Annotated in this window: 22 protein-coding genes, 1 tRNA gene and 1 pseudogene; 22 read left to right on the top strand and 2 right to left on the bottom strand. The window is 61.1% G+C overall.

Features of this window, described 5'->3' with window-relative positions:
• Positions 1 to 95: 95 nt before the first annotated feature.
• Positions 96 to 1316 (bottom strand): Hint domain-containing protein, encoded by a 1221-nt coding sequence (locus A9O65_RS14470; protein ID WP_074749343.1) that lies wholly within the window; start codon positions 1314 to 1316, stop codon positions 96 to 98.
• 935 nt (positions 1317 to 2251) lie between these two features.
• On the opposite strand from A9O65_RS14470, the pseudogene A9O65_RS17590 reads away from it, so the two are divergent.
• Positions 2252 to 2572 (top strand): annotated as a pseudogene (locus tag A9O65_RS17590) (DUF2726 domain-containing protein); the annotation flags it as partial.
• A 203-nt stretch (positions 2573 to 2775) separates the two neighbouring features.
• Complete coding sequence (locus A9O65_RS14465) at positions 2776 to 2994, top strand: hypothetical protein (RefSeq protein WP_064702465.1); 219 nt, start codon at positions 2776 to 2778, stop codon at positions 2992 to 2994.
• A 575-nt stretch (positions 2995 to 3569) separates the two neighbouring features.
• Here A9O65_RS14465 and A9O65_RS14460 read toward each other — a convergent pair.
• Positions 3570 to 3645, bottom strand: a tRNA-Asn gene (locus A9O65_RS14460).
• A gap of 195 nt (positions 3646 to 3840) precedes the next feature.
• Between A9O65_RS14460 and A9O65_RS14450 the strand changes: the two genes are divergently transcribed.
• The 20 genes from A9O65_RS14450 to A9O65_RS14355 all read left to right on the top strand — a co-directional run bounded on the left by A9O65_RS14450 (position 3841) and on the right by A9O65_RS14355 (position 18257).
• A complete protein-coding gene (locus A9O65_RS14450; protein ID WP_064702464.1) occupies positions 3841 to 4704 on the top strand; it encodes a ParA family protein in 864 nt (287 codons plus the stop codon).
• A complete protein-coding gene (dnaB, locus tag A9O65_RS14445; RefSeq protein WP_064702463.1) occupies positions 4694 to 6094 on the top strand; it encodes a replicative DNA helicase in 1401 nt (466 codons plus the stop codon). Before A9O65_RS14450 ends, dnaB begins: the two co-directional genes overlap by 11 nt.
• Positions 6091 to 6666, top strand: coding sequence for a hypothetical protein (locus A9O65_RS14440; RefSeq protein ID WP_064702462.1), 576 nt, complete (start codon positions 6091 to 6093; stop codon positions 6664 to 6666). Before dnaB ends, A9O65_RS14440 begins: the two co-directional genes overlap by 4 nt.
• Complete coding sequence (locus A9O65_RS14435; protein WP_064702461.1) at positions 6663 to 7067, top strand: DUF7673 family protein; 405 nt, start codon at positions 6663 to 6665, stop codon at positions 7065 to 7067. The genes A9O65_RS14440 and A9O65_RS14435 overlap by 4 nt, the downstream gene beginning before the upstream one ends.
• On the top strand, positions 7064 to 7837 hold the full coding sequence (locus A9O65_RS17270; RefSeq protein WP_139180708.1) for a hypothetical protein: 774 nt from the start codon (positions 7064 to 7066) through the stop codon (positions 7835 to 7837). The genes A9O65_RS14435 and A9O65_RS17270 overlap by 4 nt, the downstream gene beginning before the upstream one ends.
• Positions 7837 to 8046 carry a hypothetical protein gene (locus A9O65_RS14425; RefSeq protein ID WP_064702460.1) on the top strand — a complete coding sequence of 70 codons (210 nt, stop codon included), beginning with the start codon at positions 7837 to 7839 and terminating at the stop codon, positions 8044 to 8046. Before A9O65_RS17270 ends, A9O65_RS14425 begins: the two co-directional genes overlap by 1 nt.
• On the top strand, positions 8039 to 8269 hold the full coding sequence (locus tag A9O65_RS14420; RefSeq protein WP_064702459.1) for a type II toxin-antitoxin system HicA family toxin: 231 nt from the start codon (positions 8039 to 8041) through the stop codon (positions 8267 to 8269). The genes A9O65_RS14425 and A9O65_RS14420 overlap by 8 nt, the downstream gene beginning before the upstream one ends.
• On the top strand, positions 8259 to 8960 hold the full coding sequence (locus A9O65_RS14415) for a conjugal transfer nickase/helicase domain-containing protein (RefSeq protein WP_064702458.1): 702 nt from the start codon (positions 8259 to 8261) through the stop codon (positions 8958 to 8960). The genes A9O65_RS14420 and A9O65_RS14415 overlap by 11 nt, the downstream gene beginning before the upstream one ends.
• A complete protein-coding gene (locus tag A9O65_RS14410; RefSeq protein WP_064702457.1) occupies positions 8957 to 9661 on the top strand; it encodes a DUF7168 domain-containing protein in 705 nt (234 codons plus the stop codon). The genes A9O65_RS14415 and A9O65_RS14410 overlap by 4 nt, the downstream gene beginning before the upstream one ends.
• Entirely contained in the window at positions 9654 to 10076 is a 423-nt protein-coding gene (locus A9O65_RS14405; RefSeq protein WP_064702456.1) for a hypothetical protein, read from the top strand. Before A9O65_RS14410 ends, A9O65_RS14405 begins: the two co-directional genes overlap by 8 nt.
• 36 nt (positions 10077 to 10112) lie before the next feature.
• The gene (locus A9O65_RS14400) at positions 10113 to 12026 is read left to right on the top strand and encodes a ParB family protein (RefSeq protein WP_064702455.1); all 1914 of its coding nucleotides are present in this window, start codon (positions 10113 to 10115) and stop codon (positions 12024 to 12026) included.
• Positions 12023 to 12670, top strand: a complete 648-nt coding sequence (locus A9O65_RS14395; RefSeq protein ID WP_064702454.1) for a DUF2857 domain-containing protein — start codon at positions 12023 to 12025, stop codon at positions 12668 to 12670. The genes A9O65_RS14400 and A9O65_RS14395 overlap by 4 nt, the downstream gene beginning before the upstream one ends.
• Positions 12658 to 13926 carry an STY4528 family pathogenicity island replication protein gene (locus tag A9O65_RS14390; RefSeq protein WP_064702453.1) on the top strand — a complete coding sequence of 423 codons (1269 nt, stop codon included), beginning with the start codon at positions 12658 to 12660 and terminating at the stop codon, positions 13924 to 13926. Before A9O65_RS14395 ends, A9O65_RS14390 begins: the two co-directional genes overlap by 13 nt.
• A 132-nt stretch (positions 13927 to 14058) precedes the next feature.
• Entirely contained in the window at positions 14059 to 14883 is an 825-nt protein-coding gene (locus tag A9O65_RS14385) for a PFL_4669 family integrating conjugative element protein (RefSeq protein WP_064702452.1), read from the top strand.
• Positions 14884 to 15026: 143 nt separating this feature from the next.
• On the top strand, positions 15027 to 15560 hold the full coding sequence (locus tag A9O65_RS14380; RefSeq protein WP_064702451.1) for a DUF3158 family protein: 534 nt from the start codon (positions 15027 to 15029) through the stop codon (positions 15558 to 15560).
• 93 nt (positions 15561 to 15653) lie between these two features.
• Positions 15654 to 16181: a single-stranded DNA-binding protein gene (locus A9O65_RS14375; RefSeq protein WP_064702450.1), complete on the top strand. Its 528-nt coding sequence runs from the start codon at positions 15654 to 15656 to the stop codon at positions 16179 to 16181.
• Positions 16182 to 16245: 64 nt separating this feature from the next.
• Entirely contained in the window at positions 16246 to 16845 is a 600-nt protein-coding gene (locus A9O65_RS14370) for a PH domain-containing protein (protein ID WP_064702449.1), read from the top strand.
• A 125-nt stretch (positions 16846 to 16970) separates the two neighbouring features.
• On the top strand, positions 16971 to 17555 hold the full coding sequence (locus A9O65_RS14365) for a hypothetical protein (RefSeq protein WP_064702448.1): 585 nt from the start codon (positions 16971 to 16973) through the stop codon (positions 17553 to 17555).
• 33 nt (positions 17556 to 17588) lie between these two features.
• Positions 17589 to 17780: a TraR/DksA C4-type zinc finger protein gene (locus A9O65_RS14360; RefSeq protein ID WP_064702447.1), complete on the top strand. Its 192-nt coding sequence runs from the start codon at positions 17589 to 17591 to the stop codon at positions 17778 to 17780.
• Between the two features lie 207 nt (positions 17781 to 17987).
• Positions 17988 to 18257, top strand: a complete 270-nt coding sequence (locus A9O65_RS14355; protein WP_064702446.1) for a hypothetical protein — start codon at positions 17988 to 17990, stop codon at positions 18255 to 18257.
• The last annotated feature ends 21 nt before the right edge of the window (positions 18258 to 18278 follow it).

Raw genomic sequence — 18278 nt, 5'->3', positions numbered from 1 at the left:
AACTCGCCCCGCCCCGCGCCACCAGAAAAAGCCCGCCTGAAAAGGCGGGCAATGCAGAAGCACACTTGAATCAAGGGGCCATTCGTTGCCGTGGCTCAGGCGACCCGGGACTCCCTCGTCATGTCCTGAATCCCCAGGCGCTGGCGCAGGTAGGAGGGAATCAAGCGGCGCGACGAGATACGATGACGGGGCATCTCGACGATCCGTTGCTCGAGGCCATAGAGCGCCACGTATTCATCGTAGTTGTCGAAGGCCTGACGATCGACATAGTCGATGTAGGTCTCGGCTTCGGTGCCGTTGGCGATGACCACCTCATGAGTCTCCGTCTCGATGTGGTAGTAAGTGATCGCCTCGGGCATTTCTCCCCATGGCAGATAGTCGATGGTGTCGTGGTTGACCAGCGCACCGGCATTGATCACCAGGCCATCGATGATGACGCCGTGGTTGGCGGTGAGGACGAGATCCCGGTTGGGTTGGCCATCCGCCAGGACGCCTTCCTTGATCCGCACGGGGGCATAACCTGCCGAGAAGAGGCGATGAACGGACTGGCGACCGATCCACTTCACCGGCACCGCCTCGCCGCTGGCAGTCATTACCAGATCACCGATCGACAGCGTCTCCACAGGCACTTCGCCATCGGGCGTGGCGATCATGGTGCCCGCCGCGAAGCAATTATGCGTATAGGTACCGCCGGAGAGGTAGGTATCCTGGTTGGCCTTGAATTCTTCGAACTCCGCCTGCGTCATCTCGATGCTGGCGTTTACTTGTGTAGTCGTAACGCCATTCCCTTGTGTGATATGCAAGGAAGAACCATCGTAGGCATCATCTGCCGTCGCACCATCCAGGCTCCAGTCTCCACTGCCGATATTTAGCTCATCCCCCGCCTGTATGTTATTGACGTCAAAGCTGATGCTGTCCAGTACCCCCGCATCCGGTTGATTGAATGTGAAGGAGCCTTCTCCGGCCTCCGCATAATTAACGGTATAGCTGTTCAGGGGATCACTGAGTGCACTCAGAGTAGAGCCATCGAGCGTCGTGTGACTCGCTCCATTGACATTGAAGGTAAAGCTATTGAGTTGGTTAACATCCAGCAGGCCCATATCCAGCGTCAGATCACCACCGTTAGTGGTAGTAAAGGTCGGACTCGAGCCACCATCAATGTTCGCAATCGAAGTGATCGTGACAGTAACGCCGTCGACGATCAGCTCCCCACTGCCTAATGCACTAATTTCAGCAGTGTTCTCTTGGTCCGCATTTTCCTCCGAGATGGTATGTGTCTCATCATCCCCAATCGAAATGTCCAACAGTTCAGCCATAGTTCTATACCCCTCCAGAGCAAGTTCTTGTTCACTTCGTTGTCTCACTCTGCGCGCCAGAGGCGGCGTGCCCTTTTCACCCTAGCACATGGCTGAAAATCTGCAGCAAGAAGGCCATTGCGTGTCTCAACGCCGTGAAGAGGTCATTTCGGAAAAGAGGCTAGTTTTAAACCGACTAACCATTAACCTCAATACCGTTAACCATTGACGCTAATGGTGCACATTTCCCCTTCACTTTACGGCTGAATATTAGAAATGCACGGTCGATTCCAGCCACAGCACCTTCGAACATCATGCATATTTCAGAAAAACCGTATATTCGAATCAGATTTTCGATACCCAACGACCGATACCTGACGAGATATCGATGATGGACCGCGCGAATCGGCAGGAGTCGACCGCCATCGCATAGCGCTGCAAGGCCAGCGCTGAATGATATGAGTTGATGCTTAATCAATTTTCCTACAATTCGTGTAGGAAATCGCTTACACGCACAAGGCTGATTACCCCTTATCCTAGGCAGGCGTTTTGGTAGCCATGCTGTCCACGCATGGAAAAAGCCTGGCGCGGACGCCAGGCAATATCAGGGGTGCCATGGAGGATGGATCCATGACGAACAAAATGTTACCGAAACAATACAATGCGAGTAAAATGACAGAAATATGACACGCTCGCCCTGACGACGACCTGAAAGGGCTGCCTGACACACGGGCGGCCCCGCCTTTATCGCATCCTCGCGTACTTCGCGCTATCGCCCAGCCTTCCACTCAACCTATAGCGTCACTGCCCATTGTGGGCAACGCATCGAGCATCCTGTGCCCGCTTCGATACGCAAGCTCCGCACCGTAAGGTTAGCCCCTGCCGTTGCTGGCGCCGCTATGGCACGGTGAACGCCAGACCGGTCCGGAGGCCAGGTTCTCTCAACAGAAGATGATGCGTATCGGGCCATCAACAGCAAGCGCGACGATGTGCTTGTCACCGATCGTGATGGCCATCCGGTCACCGCTGTGGAAGTTCAGGAGATCGGGTACAACTTGAGCAAAGACCCCGGGCTACGCGACGGAATCAAGAGGACTGCCTGGGAGAAGGCGGGTATTCACTACATAGAGGTCCATTCACCGCTGGATCGTCAGGCCTTGTCGACGCATCTGCTCAACCGGCGGCAGTCGCGCGTCAGCACATCCAAGGATTCCGTCTCGAACAACGCCAATTCGTTCGAAGCCTCCAATGCCCCAGTAAAGTTCACTTATCCTTGAATTTTCACTCTGAATATCGTGGTTCATTTCGAGCCATTAACCAGGGCACTTTGCCGCGAACGGGCTGAGTGAGGCCACCGCGTGTTACCGGGAATTACATAGACCTAACACATCGTGACGGTTAGCGCGGAGAAATTCTCTAGACTCAAGGGATAGCGGATCGCCATCCGCGAGTTTACTGGAATACGCTAATGGAGGGGACAATGACCGATTCAACCATTCGCACACTCAACGCAGAAGAACTGGACGCCGTGTCAGGTGGCCTTACCGATGCGCTGCCCGGCGGCACCGACCTGATTGGCAGCCTGCCCATCGCTGGCCTGATCGGCGGTATACTGGACACGGTCACGAGCACCCTGCTGGGAGCCGTGCCCGGCGACCTGCCAGTGTCCGGCGTCAACGACACCCCCGATATTTCATGATCTCTCCCCTCCGCCACTGACCTGGGCGGGGGGCAAGGCGCCGAGCCCGACGAAATACTCGTCGGGCATTTTTTTCATGCATGTCGACCTGTCCGGCCTTCGAATGCGGCATCATCACCCTATAACTTGCGAGCCCTATCTGCCTGAATGACCTGGTTGTGCAGTACCAGGTAGATGCTCAAGGGCATCGCCAGGGTCTCGCCAAGGCCACAGGGTCGTCCACCTCAATGGGAAAGCCATAGCACTCGTTCCCGCCCGGAGCTTCGTGAAGCTGCACAGTCACGCTATATCGTCCTGTGACGCCTTAGAAGCGTTTCGAGCCTTTCTCGCACCGCACAGCTGTGGTGGCGATTGATCTGGTGTGCTTGGCCACGAGACACCTTTTCTGTTGCGTACACCCTTCGTCTCTCATGACGCAACGCGACAGGGATGTTCACGATGCCTACGCTCGACAACATCTCACTTGCGAACCTATAACGGAGCACGTCTCCAACAAGCGGCCAGGCCCAACACACAACGCTGATACGAAGTGTCTATCGACGTTCGTGCCAAGACTTGAGGACAGGTAGAAAAGATGGCTCCCCGAGCAGGACTCGAACCTGCGACCCAGTGATTAACAGTCACTTGCTCTACCAACTGAGCTATCGGGGAATGACGATGTATGCACCCGGAAACGGGCAACAGGCAGGAAAGGTGGCTCCCCGAGCAGGACTCGAACCTGCGACCCAATGATTAACAGTCATTTGGACTTGGGATCAACACAGCAGACCTAGCGACAGCTCTATCGATAGTCTTACCAGATGAACCATGTAACCCCGTTCGTTCACCACGACACGGGGATTTCGCATGCGCGTCACATCCATCATCTCTTCCAAGGGCGGCGTCGGCAAGACGACCACGACCGCCAATCTCGGCGGCTTGCTGGCCGATGCCGGCTACCGCGTCCTGCTGATCGACTTCGATCCTCAGCCCACGCTGAGCAGCTACTACCCACTCGCCCACGACGCCCCGGGCGGGATCTACGAGCTGATCGCTCTCAACATCACCGAGCCCGAGCAAATCATCTCCTCGACCACAATCGAGGGGCTGGATTTGATTACCTCCAACGACGGCCAGGGTCAGCTTCCCCAGCTGCTACATGGGGCGCCGGACGGTCGCATTAGACTTCACCACCTGCTCGGCCAGTTGCCCGACTACGATGTCATCCTGATCGACACCCAGGGTGCCCGCTCCATCATGCTCGAGGCCGCCATACTGGCTGCCGACCACGCACTGTCGCCAATCACGATTGATGCGCTCTCCGCCCGGGAGTTCATCCGCGGCACCGTCGGCCTCCTTGATGACCTCGAGCCGCTGACGCGCTACACCGCTTTGGACCTGCCGCGCATCTCCCTGATGCTCAACCGACTCGACCACACCCGATCCTCAAAGAGTGTTTCCGACTTTCTGCTCGACTTCTACGACGATCCGGACGGTCGCGTCACGGTCATGGATAACAACCTTAAAAACCTGACAGCGTTCCGAATGGCCAGCGCCATCGGCCAGCCGATTCATCGTTTCGAGCCCCGCAAACCCTATCGGGACCGCGTCGCCCCGGCCGGCGCCGATCAGATCATCGACGTCGCCAGCGAACTCAACCCGGCATGGGCGCCGGCACTAACGGGACTGCAGGCCACCTTGCAGGCACAAGGAGGCCGCCATGAACACTGATGCTCCCGTCCAGCACACTGACGTGCCACAGATCGGCTACCAGCTACCGCACAGCCTCGAGGCCGAGCAGTCCGTCATCGGTGGCCTCATGCTCGACAACCGCGCCTGGGATGACATCGCCGATCGTCTTGATGGCGGCATGTTCTATCGGCCTGAACACCGCCACATCTTCGACGCGATGCGCGATCTCATCGCCCAGGACGCGCCGATTGATGTCGTGACGCTGTCTGAGGCTCTCGAGCAACACAGCCGTCTGGAGACGGTCGGCGGCCTGAATTATCTCGCCGAGATTGCCCGGCATACGCCGTCCGCCGCCAACATCAGCGCCTACGCCGAAATCGTCCGCGATCGCTACCAGCTGCGGCAACTGTCACAGACGGCCGTGGCGCTCAACCGGCAGGCGCTCGATGCCCAGGGGCGTAGTGCGACATCGATCATCGAGGCCGCCGAACAACAACTGTTCGAGCTCGTCGATGACCGACGGCACGCCCTGGGCTCCGTCAAGGAAATCCTGGAAGAGGTGGTCAACCGCATCGACATCGCGTCCCAATCTGACGGCGGTATCACCGGCGTGCCGACAGGTTTCACCGACGTCGACCGGATGACCACCGGTCTGCAGCCCGCCGAGCTGGTGATCCTCGCCGGGCGCCCCTCGATGGGCAAGTCCGCTCTGGGCATGGGCATCGCCGAGAACGTCCTAGCGTCGACGGCGACCCAGGCACAGGGGCCAGTGATCGTGTTTTCGCTGGAGATGCCCCGCGAGGACCTCATGCTCCGCCTGCTGGCCAGTATCGGCCATCTCCCCCTGCAGGCATTGCGGTCCGGCCAGCTCGAGGACGACCAATGGCCGTCCCTAGCCGCGGCGGTCGCCAAGGCCAGGGACTTCGAGAACCGCCTGTTCATCGATGATGAAGGCGGCCTCCATGCCTCGACCCTGAAGACCCGCGCACGACGTATTGCCCGCAAACACGGCCGTCCAGCGCTGATTCTGGTCGACTACCTGCAGATGCTGACCGAGCCGAGTGCCGGCGAGAACCGCAACCTCGAGATCAGTGCCATCAGCCGGATCCTGAAAGCCACCGCCAAGGAGCTGAGCTGTCCGGTCGTCGCGCTCTCCCAGCTCAACCGTCAACTGGAAAATCGCCCGAACAAGCGTCCGACGATGGCCGATCTCCGGGACTCGGGCTCGCTCGAGCAGGATGCCGATCTTATCGGCTTCATCTACCGCGACGAGGTCTATCACCCCGACAACCCCGAGAACCACGGCCTGGCCGAGTTGATCCTCGGCAAACAGCGCAATGGACCGACCGGCATCGTCCACCTGGCGTGGCTCGATGAACAAACGCGGTTCGAGAACCTCGAGTGGAAACACCGGGAGGTTCTGTCATGACACCGATTGATACCAACTATCTCCGCGACCTGGGTCGCATCCAGCAAGCGCGTTCGTGCGGAGCTCAAGCACTGGAGGAAACCCCAGCCTGGCGGGCCGCTGAACGGATCCAGGAGCTCGAACGTCAGCTCCAGCGGGAAGACACCAGCCACGACAATACCCTTGAACAGCGTGATACCGCCGAAGAGATGGCAGACAGGCTCGCCGCAGCCGTCATGGAGATCACCGGCCGCGATATTGGCGAACACTCTAGCGCCAATTCACCGTGGCTGAATGCCATCGAATATGCCGAGGAATACGAGGCTGAGCAGCGTCAGCGGGAACTGAAGCAAGACCGTACCGACGAGCTCGAGCAAGAGAACCGCAAACTGCACATGCAGTATGCCGGCGCATTGGGCTTGATCTCGGACATGTCCGGGCACCTGGCGCTCAGCCATCCCGAGTACCGGGAACCGCTGCGCGACCAGATCATTCAAGCCGCTGAGGACTGGTGCCAGCTCAGTGGATGGTCCGGTCGCATGGTCGGCAACAAGCTGGTCCTGGATCCGCCGAAGCAAGGAGGTGCCGCATGACCACCGATGCCCGTATGCCCAAGGTGTCACAGCGACTCAACGAGCGCAGTCGTCTCGCCCTCGAGAGACACGCCGCAGAAGAGGCTACCGTTGAGCAGCGCCTCAGCACACTGGACCAGAGCGGCCCCACGGCACTTGAGCGCTTGGCTGAGGTGGCCCAGGGCCATAGCGGCCAGAGCCACCACTGTCGCCGGATCTTGCTCGCTATCTACAACGGCCCCGAGTGGCCGCTCGAACTCACCCGCCTGCGCTGCCTGGACCGCAACCTGCAACGGGCTGCGCTCACTGTGATCGAGTGGTCCGCTTACTCCGGTCACGAACTTCACGAGTCCCTGGACGACGGTGAGGCATTGATGCGGCGCTTCTGGCACGTCGAATCCGATAAGGGAGGTGTGTCATGAATACGCCTTCCACCTCGACCGTTGGCTTGGATCCCACTAGCCGCATGATCAACCACATGGAGGTGGAGATCGCGCGATTGATCACGGCAGAGTCGGCACTGCTCCGGGTCGCCGGCATGCTTGGCATTCATGCCGAGCCAGATGGCCAAGGCCGCTACAGCGGCCAGGCCATTGCCGATCAGGTGCGTGACGCACTCGATCAGCGGCAGGTCGACCAGGCACTGGCCACCACGCCAACGCCCACGATTCTGACAGCTTCTGGCACGCCTATGTCACTGACGTTTCCTGCGTGGCAGAACATCGATGACCAGGACATTGCCCAGGCGCTGTCACGCATCTGCCGATTCGGTGGCCACTCTCGCCGGTTCTATTCCGTCGCTCAGCACTGTGTGCATGTCAGCGAGATCGTCCCCCGTGAGGACGCCCTGGCGGCCTTGCTGCACGACGCCACCGAAGCCTACATCGGCGACATGGTCTCGCCGCTGAAATCGATGCTGCCGACCTACCAGGCTATCGAGAAACGCCTCTGGTCCGCCATTGCCCAGCGATTCAGCGTGGATCCTGTGCTGCCAGCCAGCGTCAAGTCCGCTGACCTGCAGTTACTCGCCACCGAACGGCGCGACCTGCTGCCGGACTCGCCAATGGAGTGGCCCTGCCTCAAGGGCGTCGAGCCACTCGAAGAACCCATTGAACCCTGGTCCCCGGATATCGCCGCCCTCGCCTGGGGGCTGCGGCTCGAGGAGCTCCTGGTCGAGCGGGAGGAGGCGTGATGGACGAGCAGACAATGAAACAGGAGCTTACCGAGCTGGAAGCACGCCTGGCCGAACTGCGCGTGCAATGCCAGCAGCTGGAGGGCGACGTCCAGGCCTTACGCGCTCGGAAGCGCCAATTGATCCACGCCCTGGAGGGCCAGCTGGATCTGTTCCGGGACCACGTCCACCACAGCGAGCAGCTGCTCGAGGAGGTCCGCCATGGCTAACCAGTTCGGGAAGGGCGTCGAGCGCGTCGTGCGGTATGCCCGCAATCACGGCTGGCACATCCAGCGCACCCGGGGCGGGCATCTGCGGATGACCCGGCCGGGCCTGCCGCCAGTGTTCACCAGTGCCACGCCGAGCGATGTTCGCTCACAGCGTAATGCCATCGCGCGCCTTCGGCGGGCGCAACGCCTCGCGTATCAGACTGGAGGGGCCTATGTACACTGAACGTCGAGATCCGGAACAACCCCTCGACCAACTGGCGGCCCCGTCGCTTGAACAGGCGCAGCGCGACGGTATCGTCGCCGCGTTTGAACACCTCTCGGGGCAATATGCCCATCTGCTGCAAAGCGACGATGTCCGTCAGGGGGTGTTCAGGCTCCTGGAAAAGCCGTCTCGCAATGGGTGGATGTCCAATCTCCGCCGGGTCAGTGAATTCCTGGCGATTGCCTCGGCCATCGAACATGGCCGTCAGGCACCGGACAGGCGTTCACGTGTCGCGGCCGTCGACGATGTCCCCGGGGATGCCGCGCCGAGCCCCCGGTCGATCGGCGAAGTCTTTCTCTACTGGCTGCAGCGGGGGCTCAAGGAGGGACGCCTGAATACCAATACCCGCGGTGCCCTGGTTCATGGCGTCGAGGGCACCTGGCTGTTGGTGAGCCCGGGCATCTTCCGGCGGTTCTGTCTCGAGCACGATGACCTGGTCAGTGACTGGCGAGACGTCCAACAGCGCTTCCAGAAACTGGGCCTCCACCGGGTGCATGAGGATGGGACCAACATCCACGAGGCCTCACTGGTGGGTGTCCCCGGCCATCCGAACCGGAGGATCAAGGGCTACCTGCTCAAAGAGCCGGCGTCGCTTCACCTCCCCCAACGCAACAACACCGTGCTGTCCCTGACGGCAGGAGGTGTCTCATGATTCCCGATCGCATCATGCGCAAGATCGAGCGCTGCCTCGCGCTGTCGCAGAGCGCCAATGCCCACGAGGCAGGCATCGCGCTGCGCCAGGCCCAGCAGCTGATGCAGCGCTATGGGCTGAGCGAGCAGGACATCACCCTGGCGTCAGTGACCGATCACACGGCCACCGCTCAGGCTGGCAAGGTGCCGCCCCGCTATCTCAATGCGCTTGCCACCCTGGTCAATAACGCCTTCGGCACCCAGGCCATCTATTCGGCCACGCCGCGGCTTAGCGGCACCCAGGTGCGTTGGATCGGCCAGTGGCAGTTCCTGGGCACCGACGGGGCCAGCCAGGTGGCCGCCTACGCCTATGCGGTCCTGCAACGCCAATTGATCCGCGATCGCCAGGCCTACCAGTCGGGCCTCAACAAGCGCATCAAGCGTGCCACGCGCATCCGCCGTGGCGACGCCTACGCCGAGGCCTGGGTCGCCGGTGCGCGGGAATCCATCGTGCCGGTCGAGCTCTCCCCGGCGGCATCCGAGGCCCTCGAGGCCTATGCCGAGCGGCAATGGGGCGAGCTCAGTTCCCTGACGCCACGCCAGCGTGGCCAACTCCGCCACCACGATTATCAGGCGGTTCACCAGGGCTACGATGCTGGTCGGCAAGTCCGGCTGCACGACGCCATCCAGACACCGGAACGGGAGGCCCTGGGTCATGGCTGACATCGTCGATTTTCCGCTCACGTGCACGCCTGGCTGCCCGGAATGCTATCTGGGCCTCGACCAGGATGTCGCCCAGGCCGACCTGCATCTGCTGTGCCCGATGCAGCACCTGATGCGCCACTGGCTGGCCAGCGCCGACCTCACCGCCTGGCATGACCTGCTGGCCGACACCGCCTTGCTGCTGCGCGCCGCCTGTCGGCGGCTGGAGAGCGCCGCGGAATCACGGCGTCTGGCCGAGCTGGAGATGCAGACATTGACAGACCTCGAGGCCCTGACCGTGGTCCTCGACAACCTGTATTGCCTGCATCGCCAGTTGCCCGTGAACCGCGATGACGCCGTCCGCCGCCCGCTGCGTGACCTGACCCTCAACCTCGAGCGCCTGCTGTCGGGCGGCGCCGAGGGCGAACTGGATTGACCCTCCGCCGCATGGATGGAGAGGCAGGAGACTCACATGAGCAAGAAACATCCTACGCAGGAACAGATGATGGAAGCCCTGACGAAACCAGGGCCGCAACTGAACTCGCAACGCGTCAACGAGGCCGCTCCGCCGTCCCAGGAGTTCGGCATGCAGGTGACGCTGAACCAGCTGCGCCCCTATGACCGCAACCCGCGGAGGCAGCGCAACCCGCGCTATGAGGAGATCAAGGCCTCGATCCGCGAGGTGGGGCTGAAGCAACCACCGCCGGTGACCCAGCGTCCCGGCGACGACAAATATATGATCAGCGACGGCGGCAACACCCGCCTGCAGATCCTCAACGAACTCTATGAGGAAACCGGGGAGGATCGCTTCAACACCAACTGGGTGATTTACCGCCCTTGGATCAGCGAGGCGCATGTGCTGGCCGGCCACTTGTCCGAGGACAAGGACCACGGTGAGCTGGCCTGGATCGAGAAGGCCCTGGGCATCGAGCAACTCAAGAATACGCTCGAGGAGGAAGCCGGTGAGACGCTGTCGCAGCGAGCACTCGCCAGGCAGGCACGTGAGCTCGGCTTTGCTGTCGACGTCAGTCACATCTCGCGGATGCTCTACACCGTCGAGCATATCTGGCCGTCGTTGCCCCTCACCTTGGAAAGCGGACTCGGTCGGCCACAGATCAAGAAGATCATCGCCTACCGCGAGGCCTGCCTGCGTATCTGGAAGCACATCGACGAGCGGCCTGAAGAGGAATTCGGCCCGGCCTTTCATGAGGTCCTCAGCCAGTTCGATCACGAAGAACAGACCGAGCTGCCGTGGTCGATCGTCGAGGACCGGCTGCTGGGCATGCTGGAGGATCACTCGACCGATATTCACCTGCACCCAATTGATAATGCCTTGAAGCAAATCCTGACGTATCGCCAGCGCCGCTGGCCGATCACTGACGACTGCCAGGACATTTGGCTGCCCCTGGATGCCGAGATCCAGCGTGCCCGGGATCCCGAGAACGCCCCGCCGCTGTGGCCGGCGGAACCCGAGGCCGGGAACCGCCAGCCACCCCGAACGACGCCGCGCTCGGACGATCAGGCGCCACTGGGAGACAGCGCCGGGGAACCGGTGACCCTGGAGACGGATGCCGAACCGTCCCACGCCCCGGCATCGAATGCGCCCACCGAGTCGCCGGCCGGTGGTGATGACGACCAGGTGTCAGCCCTGCAGGCACAGGTGCGGGAGCTAGAGGCCCAATTGGCCACCCGTACTGAAGATGAGAGCGTCGCGTCGACCACACTGGAGGCCGACACCGTCCCCTCACCGTCCTCCACCACAGAGGATAGTGATGACACGGCGTCCACCGAAACGCTGGATGCGTTGCTGGATGACCGACGTGACGCCCTGACGCTCTCCGAAGTCGAGGAAGCCGAGGGCCACCGCCGCTTGCGTGACATGCTCACCCGGGAGCATGGCGAGGCCCCCAACGACTTCGAAGACAATGCGCTGCGGGCGATTCCGCTGATGAGCAATGGCCCGATGCACCCAATCACCGATCTGTGGTACGTCGAGCCTCGATACCGCGAGCCGTATCAGCTCCGGCTGCAGATTTCCCAGTTTGCTCAGGCGCTCGCGCGCTGGGCCGGCTTCAACCTCCCCGGCGACAGCGACAACCCGGTCCAGCCCGACTATCACAATGGGCTCGGTTATACCCTCGAACCGCTTAGCGAAGCACAAGCCCATAGCCAACGCGCTCAGCGCGTCTGGCAGCTGCTCGCCAGCTTGCTGGGTGAGGAGGAGCTCAACCCGGCCTATCCCATGGAACTGTCGGTGCTCGGTGGCCTGATCGGGGGCACTGACGATGATGAGCGGCTGCCGGACGAGGTCCTGGTGCGGCTGTTCCGTCTGATCCGCCTGATTCGCCTGCTGAAGGATGCTCTCGCTGAGGAGGATGCCTCATGAACCAGAACCAACAACCACGTCATATGAGCCGTTCGCTGACCCTCGCCGTGCTCAACCAGGCCATCGGCTATCTGCGCGAGGGCAACATGCGCCGCGCACGAGCACTCGGCTTCAGCGACGACGAGCTGCGTGAATTACGACGGCTCAGTGCCACCGATATCGAAGCCCTGTCCTGTGATGGTCCCGCCGTCTGCCGTTTGACCGTGGACCACGAGATGCTGCTGATTGTCATGCAGCGACTGATCGAGGACCAGGATCGCGAGACGCGCATCGACCGCTGCCTGACGCTCGGGGCCAGTGTCACCATGATGGGTACCTTCTTCGGCCTCACCGGCAACGACTGCGCCACGCGCCGCTCGTTGCTCGGTCTGCCCTCCCGTCAGGGGCGCCTGGCCATGCCGGAAGAGGCCATGGAACATGATGCCTGGCACCGCTGGCAGTCCATCTGCGAGACGCCTGATCAGCCCCGGGCGGCCGACGACCTGCACGGCATGATGACCCTGGCCGAGGAAACCCAGATTCCGCTCGCCGTGATCTGGCACCTGGTCAAGGCCTGGGCTGAACCGGATGCCCCGCGAGAGGAACTCGACGCCGAGGAGGACGCCGACGGCCCTTTTGACAGGAGGCAAGCATGCGCGGGGTAGACACGCTGCAGGCCCTCATCGGTCGGGCCACGTCACAAGTCACGCGCCGGGGTGAGGCCCCGGCGCCGTCGGATTCGTCGGACGAACCCGAGTCGCTGGATGGGCTGCTGTTCCTGGGCAACCCTCACGAAACCGTACCGCGTGCCCTGCTGCTCGATGAGCGATTGGGTGCAGTGGACATTCTCGGCTGGCAGATGATCCGGCTGTTGGCCAACGACGACAAGACCACAGCGTTTCCCACCTATGATCAGCTACAGCCCATGCTGCGAGGAAGTGTGGGCAAGAATGCCTCACGAGGGACCGTGGCTCGGGTCATCGCCATTCTGCGCCTGACCCGTTGGATGTCGTTGGCGCATCGTGCGCGACACGAAACCAATGGCCGCGTGCTCGGCAACGTCTATGTGCTGCACGACGAGCCGGTCTCGCCCACCGAGGCCGCCCTGATCGACCGCGACTATCTGACGTTCGTCGCCCATTGCTGTCATCACAAGACGCCCGCTGTCCGTGGGGTCGCGCAGCGAATCCGCGAGGAGCTCGCCGAGGATGGCATCCTGCTGACCGAGCAACACGCCGACAAACTGAAGCGGCAACAAGCCCAGCCAATGGAACGGTTACAGCGGCGGGCCGCCCGGTTCGAAGAAGTGCAGCCCCAGTTCGAACAGGAAACTGCCCAGTTCTCTAAGCGAACTCAGCCTGGAAACAATGACTTACAGCCTAGTTCCTGTAGCGAACTCAGGCAGTTCGACAGCGAAACTACCCCCAGTTCTCGTAACGAACTCAGTCTAGAATCAAGCACTTATCCCTCAGTTCGCGAGGCGAACTCGGCCCCTACCAGTACTGTAGGTAGTAATACCAATACCAACCCCGGTTTGGTTTGGCACGACTGTCTGAACCTGGGCGCCACGGACCGCCAACGGGTGACCGACTGGTTGGCCCCTTTGCCGAACGACACCCAACAACTCGTCCTGGACGAAGTGGCCGGCCGGGTCGACGCCGGGCACTGCCGTAGCCCGGTCGGCCTGCTGCGCAGCCTGGCAACACGCGCCTGTCAGGGCGAGTTCAACGCGACGCAGTTTGCCCAGCACTATGCCGCGACACGGCCATCCAGCGGCGCGTCGGGGCCAGCGCAGCCATCACCGACTCGATCGGCACCCCCGACGCCGCCCCAGTGGCCGGAGAAGCCCGTGCTGACCGAGAAAGGCAAGGCGGCCCGCGAGGAGGTTCGGGCGCTGGTCGGGCGAATGAAGCGAACGTGATTAACCGACATGATCCGCCCCAAGAAACGTAAAACACCGGATTTAACGTTTCCGGTCGCCAGGCAGTGCACTGTTCGTCATCGTTCGATCCATCGAACCCGTGAGATGGAATCCACGCTGGAGTGAACCGCAATGGCAGCACAAGCGCAGCAGCAAATGGGCGCCCTACGCAGCAAGATCCGAATGACGCTGCACACCTACCAGGCGACACGGCTGTGGCATGGCCGGGGCGTCGAGAGCGGCAAACCCCAGATCATCGGGATGCGGCAGCTGTTGGCCATGATCGGCAAGATTCAGCGGGATGCCGCCCAGGATGACCCCTATGCCGACTATTGGCTCATCCAGATCGAGGACAAACTGCGCGAAAACCGGCAATACCTGAACAACCAGCTCCACCTGGCCGAGAAGCGGCTCGCCCAACTCCCCGATCAGCTGACGGTCGAGGAGAACCTCAGTCAACAGCCGTTCACCACGCCGATCTACACCGGCGGTCAACTGGGCTGGCTGGCCATTCGCCAGTTGATCGACTATGACCGCCTGGTTCGTCAGGTCCTGCTGGCCGGTCACATCGCTCAGATGTCACGCAATGCCGAACACAACATCCTTCGGGGTGTTCATCGCAAGATGCACGGCCTGGTTGATTTTCCTAAGCGCTATCCCGGCTACAGCGGCATTACCCGGGATGACCTGGCAGCGAACAATGCGCGCGCCCGTCAAGCCATCGAGAAGCGTGGCGAGCTGCCCGAGGACGTTGCCCAGGGCAAGCGGCGGAGCAAGTACGCCCCGCCGATTCGCAAGACCCAGCCAAACGCCCAGGCAGCATCGGCAGCGACGTCACCTGATGCCTCGAGTGATGAGGCTGAGGTAGCACCTACGACACCTACGACTGGTTCAGCCGATGCCACGTCGGACGCTCCGACCGAAGATCCCCTGGATCAGGATATGCCTAACGGGTGATGTCGCCGGCATCACCCCGAACACCGCGACAGGTGTTGGCACTGCCAACAGGCCAGGAAAGTGCCGCAGGTGGCCGATGGACACTGGGCGACGAAAGCCTGGAGCTGGGACAACCTGACTATCCACATGAACTGGGGCAGAGAATGACCGATCGTTTCGCACCGCAACCCGACGACGGACTCGCACCGCGACCTTACGCAAAGGGCCTTTTAAAACCCTTTAAGGGTAAGGGGAGCGTCCTGCGTTTACGCGACGAGCTGATCGACGAGACGAACCGGCTGACCCAGACGGGGATCGAGATCAGCAACCGTCACAACCAGAGATGGCTGGCAGCCCTCGATCTGTCATTGCGAAACCATGGGGACAGTTCCCGTGAAGGCCTCGCCCTCTCGCTCAGGTGGCGAGATCGGATGGGGAAAAAGATGGGGCAACACCTGTGGGATGCGGCCATGTCCCGCGATGACCTGAGCCTCCCCCTAAAGCAGGACCTGCACGACCTGGAGATGGAGCGACTATGCCACAACGCCCAGGTCAGCATGGTCAACATGACGCTGAAGCGTATCCGGCAGAACTGGCTACCCGACATGGAGCATGTGACGTCCGTGTTCCAGGCCGAGTGCGATCGGCACTATCGACTGGGTAATGCGGTCCTGCGCAATGCCACAACCCAAGAATGAATGTACTGACAGCGCGTTAACATTCTTGGCGGACAGTCCCAATGCCCGTCATGGACAGTGCTCGTACATTCATTGATCGCTGGAGCTACTGAGATGAGCACGCGCTTTACCAATGACGGTCGCATCGGCACTCCTCCTGAAGTTCGCATGTTTGCGAGCAACGGCAACCAGCCGCCGCGCGGTGTGCTTCGCCTCAACGTCAAGTTCGACAACCTCGTGCCGACGGAGGATGGCCCGGTCGACAAGGGGGGATTCTGGGCCAATGTCGAGATCTTCGGTCGGGATGTCGAGCAGTGGGCCACCCTGTACCAACCCGGCATGAGCGTTATGGTCGACGGCCGCATGGTGCGCGATACCTGGCAGGACCAGAATGGCCAGGAACAGGCCGCCTTCAAAGTCACCAATGCCCGCGTCGCGATCCTGCCGTACCGCATCGCCAGCGTGGAGATGACTCCCTCGAATAACGGCGCGCCCGCATCCGCGCAGAATGCAACCACCGTTCAAGGCGCTTCCGCAGCCGCTTCGTCCGCATCTGACCATGACGGTGCGCCCGCATCCGCTCATGACACGCCTGCTGATCAGCAAACTTCTCCGACAGCCGATCCCAACCAGGGAGCATGACGAGGCCGTATCGGAGAGCGATGAGCTACCGGAAAACCAGGAGGACTGAACCTTGGATCCCTCGATGATGGAGAACAACGACAATCCTGCCCCGTCGCAGGCCGCCTCGTCATCGGCAGAGGAGACGACGTTGTCGACCCTCAAGCCCTCGGCCAAGGCAGCAATTCCGTCAGCCCTCTGGTGGCTGTCGATGGCATTGGGGGTAACCGGGCTGTTGCTGTTCATTGTGATCCAGCGGCCAGGGCTGGCTCAGATCTTCGAGGACACCGTCGGGGCGTCGCTTCCTGGTCTAGGGCTGATGTGGTTGCTGGGATTGGTCTGGCTGGTCTGCCTCACTCCGCCGCTGTTCCAGTTACTGGTGTTGAAGACGACCACCTACCACGTGACCAGTCAACGCCTGGAATATACCCGCGGCATTCTGCACCGCCGTCGCGATCAGCTCGAGTTGGTCCGGATCCGCGATCTCAGTGCCAGTCGCACCCTGGTACAGCGGATGCTGGGGATCGGTACCGTGATCATGGAAACCGTCGATCGCTCTCATCCCATCTTCCGCATCGAGGCCCAGCCCGATGTCTATGCACTGACTGACTGGCTTCACCAGTTGAATGCTGATGAGCGAACTCGACTCAACTACCGCGAATTCGAAGGCACTCAGGGCGTATAACGCGCGTCGCGTTTCTGCCTTTGCCTTGATGTTTTTCAATCACCTCGATTTGTAGACTTTCCGGTTGGCCGGTTGAATTCGCGTCACCGGTCCATCGCAATAACGTTTCGTCAGGAGATATGGATATGCAACGGACGACACCCTTCAAACTCGGTTTCGGTCTGGTGGCCATGGCCTTGATGGCCGGTTGCGCTGGGCAGGGCCACCAGTACGCGCAGGGGGTGTGCATCACCTGCGTGAACAACCCCCTCACCGGGGAACCGCTCAACTACGATCCTGACGAGACGCCTATGCAAGTCGCGCAGAATGCCGAAGGCGAGACGGTCGGTGTCCAGGAGTTGGGGCCACAGACGGGGTCGATCCAGATTGAGTCCCAAGTGGACGTCGACACAGCCTATGCACGCATCAAGCCCGCCTTCGACTTCAAGTCACCTGCCGACTTCAATCAAGGATATAAATCCGACCAGAGCTATATGATGGATGATGCTTGGCAGCATGATGCAACGCCCGGGGCCTACTATAACCTCAGCGATTATGGGGAGCAGGTCGTGGGTGGTGTGGAATACGACATCGTCCAGAAGGTCCAGATCCAGAAGAATGGAAGCGGATCACGTATCAAGTACACCTGGTTCCCATCAGACAAACGCCCCTATGACGGCAACGCCATGAAGGCTGCCATTAAGCAGCGGCTCAACGACGCGCTGCAGTAGTCCTAGCGCCGACCATCTTCCAGGAGGCATCTCATGTCAGACGAAGCGGATCTCGCTAATGACCTGATGGCCCATCACCATCTGCCGGCTGAGCGAGCCACCACGGCCGAATGCGAGAAGTGTGGTGACCCCATCCCCGACGCTAGGCGTCAGGCGGCGCCCTGGGCGACGACCTGCATCGAGTGTCAGGGCATTCTGGAGCAGAAGGCCAAACGGCGAGCGTGATACCGCTGCTTGGAGAAGCGAAAAGCCAGCGATACCTTGTCATGGTAAAAGCCCCCTGTCCGCGACATGACTTGGGGCTTCAGCTGTCGCATCGAAATCCCTTTGTTCACGGTTAACATTCCCAGATGACGGCCCCTACGCCTCTCCGTGACAGTGGCCTGGCACTAGGCGCGCACCACCGAGAGCTAGGAGAGGAGAGTCTTGATCATGACAGATGATAGAGCTGATGCGCTTAACAACCCGGCAAAGCTGAATGAGTCCCCACCGCCCCGTGAAGAGGCCGACTTGACCTGTGACGAGTACATGGTATTTGCGATGAAAGACAGCCATCACGCTTTCAGCCTTGGGCTCGAAACGGTGCTCGAATGCATTCGTGCCGCAGAGCTGGAAGGGGCCGTCCCTCAACTCCCAGCCCAATGGTGGTGGGAACTACAGACACGCTACTCACTCGACTTCAAGCACGCCCCACTGGACTAACGAGGCTCTTCATCTATTTCA

This window comes from Halomonas caseinilytica (assembly GCF_001662305.1).
Taxonomy (GTDB): Bacteria; Pseudomonadota; Gammaproteobacteria; order Pseudomonadales; family Halomonadaceae; genus Halomonas; species Halomonas caseinilytica.
Note: the sequence above shows the minus strand (reverse complement) of the source record. Positions and strands in the feature narration are given on the sequence as shown.

Coding starts and splice junctions, on each gene's coding strand:
- A9O65_RS14450 (WP_064702464.1), top strand. CDS start 3,841: ATGCGCGTCACATCCATCATCTCTTCCAAGGGCGGCGTCGGCAAGACG.
- A9O65_RS14470 (WP_074749343.1), bottom strand. CDS start 1,316: ATGGCTGAACTGTTGGACATTTCGATTGGGGATGATGAGACACATACC.
- A9O65_RS14380 (WP_064702451.1), top strand. CDS start 15,027: ATGACCGATCGTTTCGCACCGCAACCCGACGACGGACTCGCACCGCGA.
- A9O65_RS14405 (WP_064702456.1), top strand. CDS start 9,654: ATGGCTGACATCGTCGATTTTCCGCTCACGTGCACGCCTGGCTGCCCG.
- A9O65_RS14410 (WP_064702457.1), top strand. CDS start 8,957: ATGATTCCCGATCGCATCATGCGCAAGATCGAGCGCTGCCTCGCGCTG.
- A9O65_RS14420 (WP_064702459.1), top strand. CDS start 8,039: ATGGCTAACCAGTTCGGGAAGGGCGTCGAGCGCGTCGTGCGGTATGCC.
- A9O65_RS14415 (WP_064702458.1), top strand. CDS start 8,259: ATGTACACTGAACGTCGAGATCCGGAACAACCCCTCGACCAACTGGCG.
- A9O65_RS14425 (WP_064702460.1), top strand. CDS start 7,837: ATGGACGAGCAGACAATGAAACAGGAGCTTACCGAGCTGGAAGCACGC.
- A9O65_RS14435 (WP_064702461.1), top strand. CDS start 6,663: ATGACCACCGATGCCCGTATGCCCAAGGTGTCACAGCGACTCAACGAG.
- dnaB (WP_064702463.1), top strand. CDS start 4,694: ATGAACACTGATGCTCCCGTCCAGCACACTGACGTGCCACAGATCGGC.
- A9O65_RS14375 (WP_064702450.1), top strand. CDS start 15,654: ATGAGCACGCGCTTTACCAATGACGGTCGCATCGGCACTCCTCCTGAA.
- A9O65_RS14355 (WP_064702446.1), top strand. CDS start 17,988: ATGACAGATGATAGAGCTGATGCGCTTAACAACCCGGCAAAGCTGAAT.
- A9O65_RS14390 (WP_064702453.1), top strand. CDS start 12,658: ATGCGCGGGGTAGACACGCTGCAGGCCCTCATCGGTCGGGCCACGTCA.
- A9O65_RS17270 (WP_139180708.1), top strand. CDS start 7,064: ATGAATACGCCTTCCACCTCGACCGTTGGCTTGGATCCCACTAGCCGC.
- A9O65_RS14370 (WP_064702449.1), top strand. CDS start 16,246: ATGATGGAGAACAACGACAATCCTGCCCCGTCGCAGGCCGCCTCGTCA.
- A9O65_RS14385 (WP_064702452.1), top strand. CDS start 14,059: ATGGCAGCACAAGCGCAGCAGCAAATGGGCGCCCTACGCAGCAAGATC.
- A9O65_RS14365 (WP_064702448.1), top strand. CDS start 16,971: ATGCAACGGACGACACCCTTCAAACTCGGTTTCGGTCTGGTGGCCATG.
- A9O65_RS14465 (WP_064702465.1), top strand. CDS start 2,776: ATGACCGATTCAACCATTCGCACACTCAACGCAGAAGAACTGGACGCC.
- A9O65_RS14395 (WP_064702454.1), top strand. CDS start 12,023: ATGAACCAGAACCAACAACCACGTCATATGAGCCGTTCGCTGACCCTC.
- A9O65_RS14360 (WP_064702447.1), top strand. CDS start 17,589: ATGTCAGACGAAGCGGATCTCGCTAATGACCTGATGGCCCATCACCAT.
- A9O65_RS14440 (WP_064702462.1), top strand. CDS start 6,091: ATGACACCGATTGATACCAACTATCTCCGCGACCTGGGTCGCATCCAG.
- A9O65_RS14400 (WP_064702455.1), top strand. CDS start 10,113: ATGAGCAAGAAACATCCTACGCAGGAACAGATGATGGAAGCCCTGACG.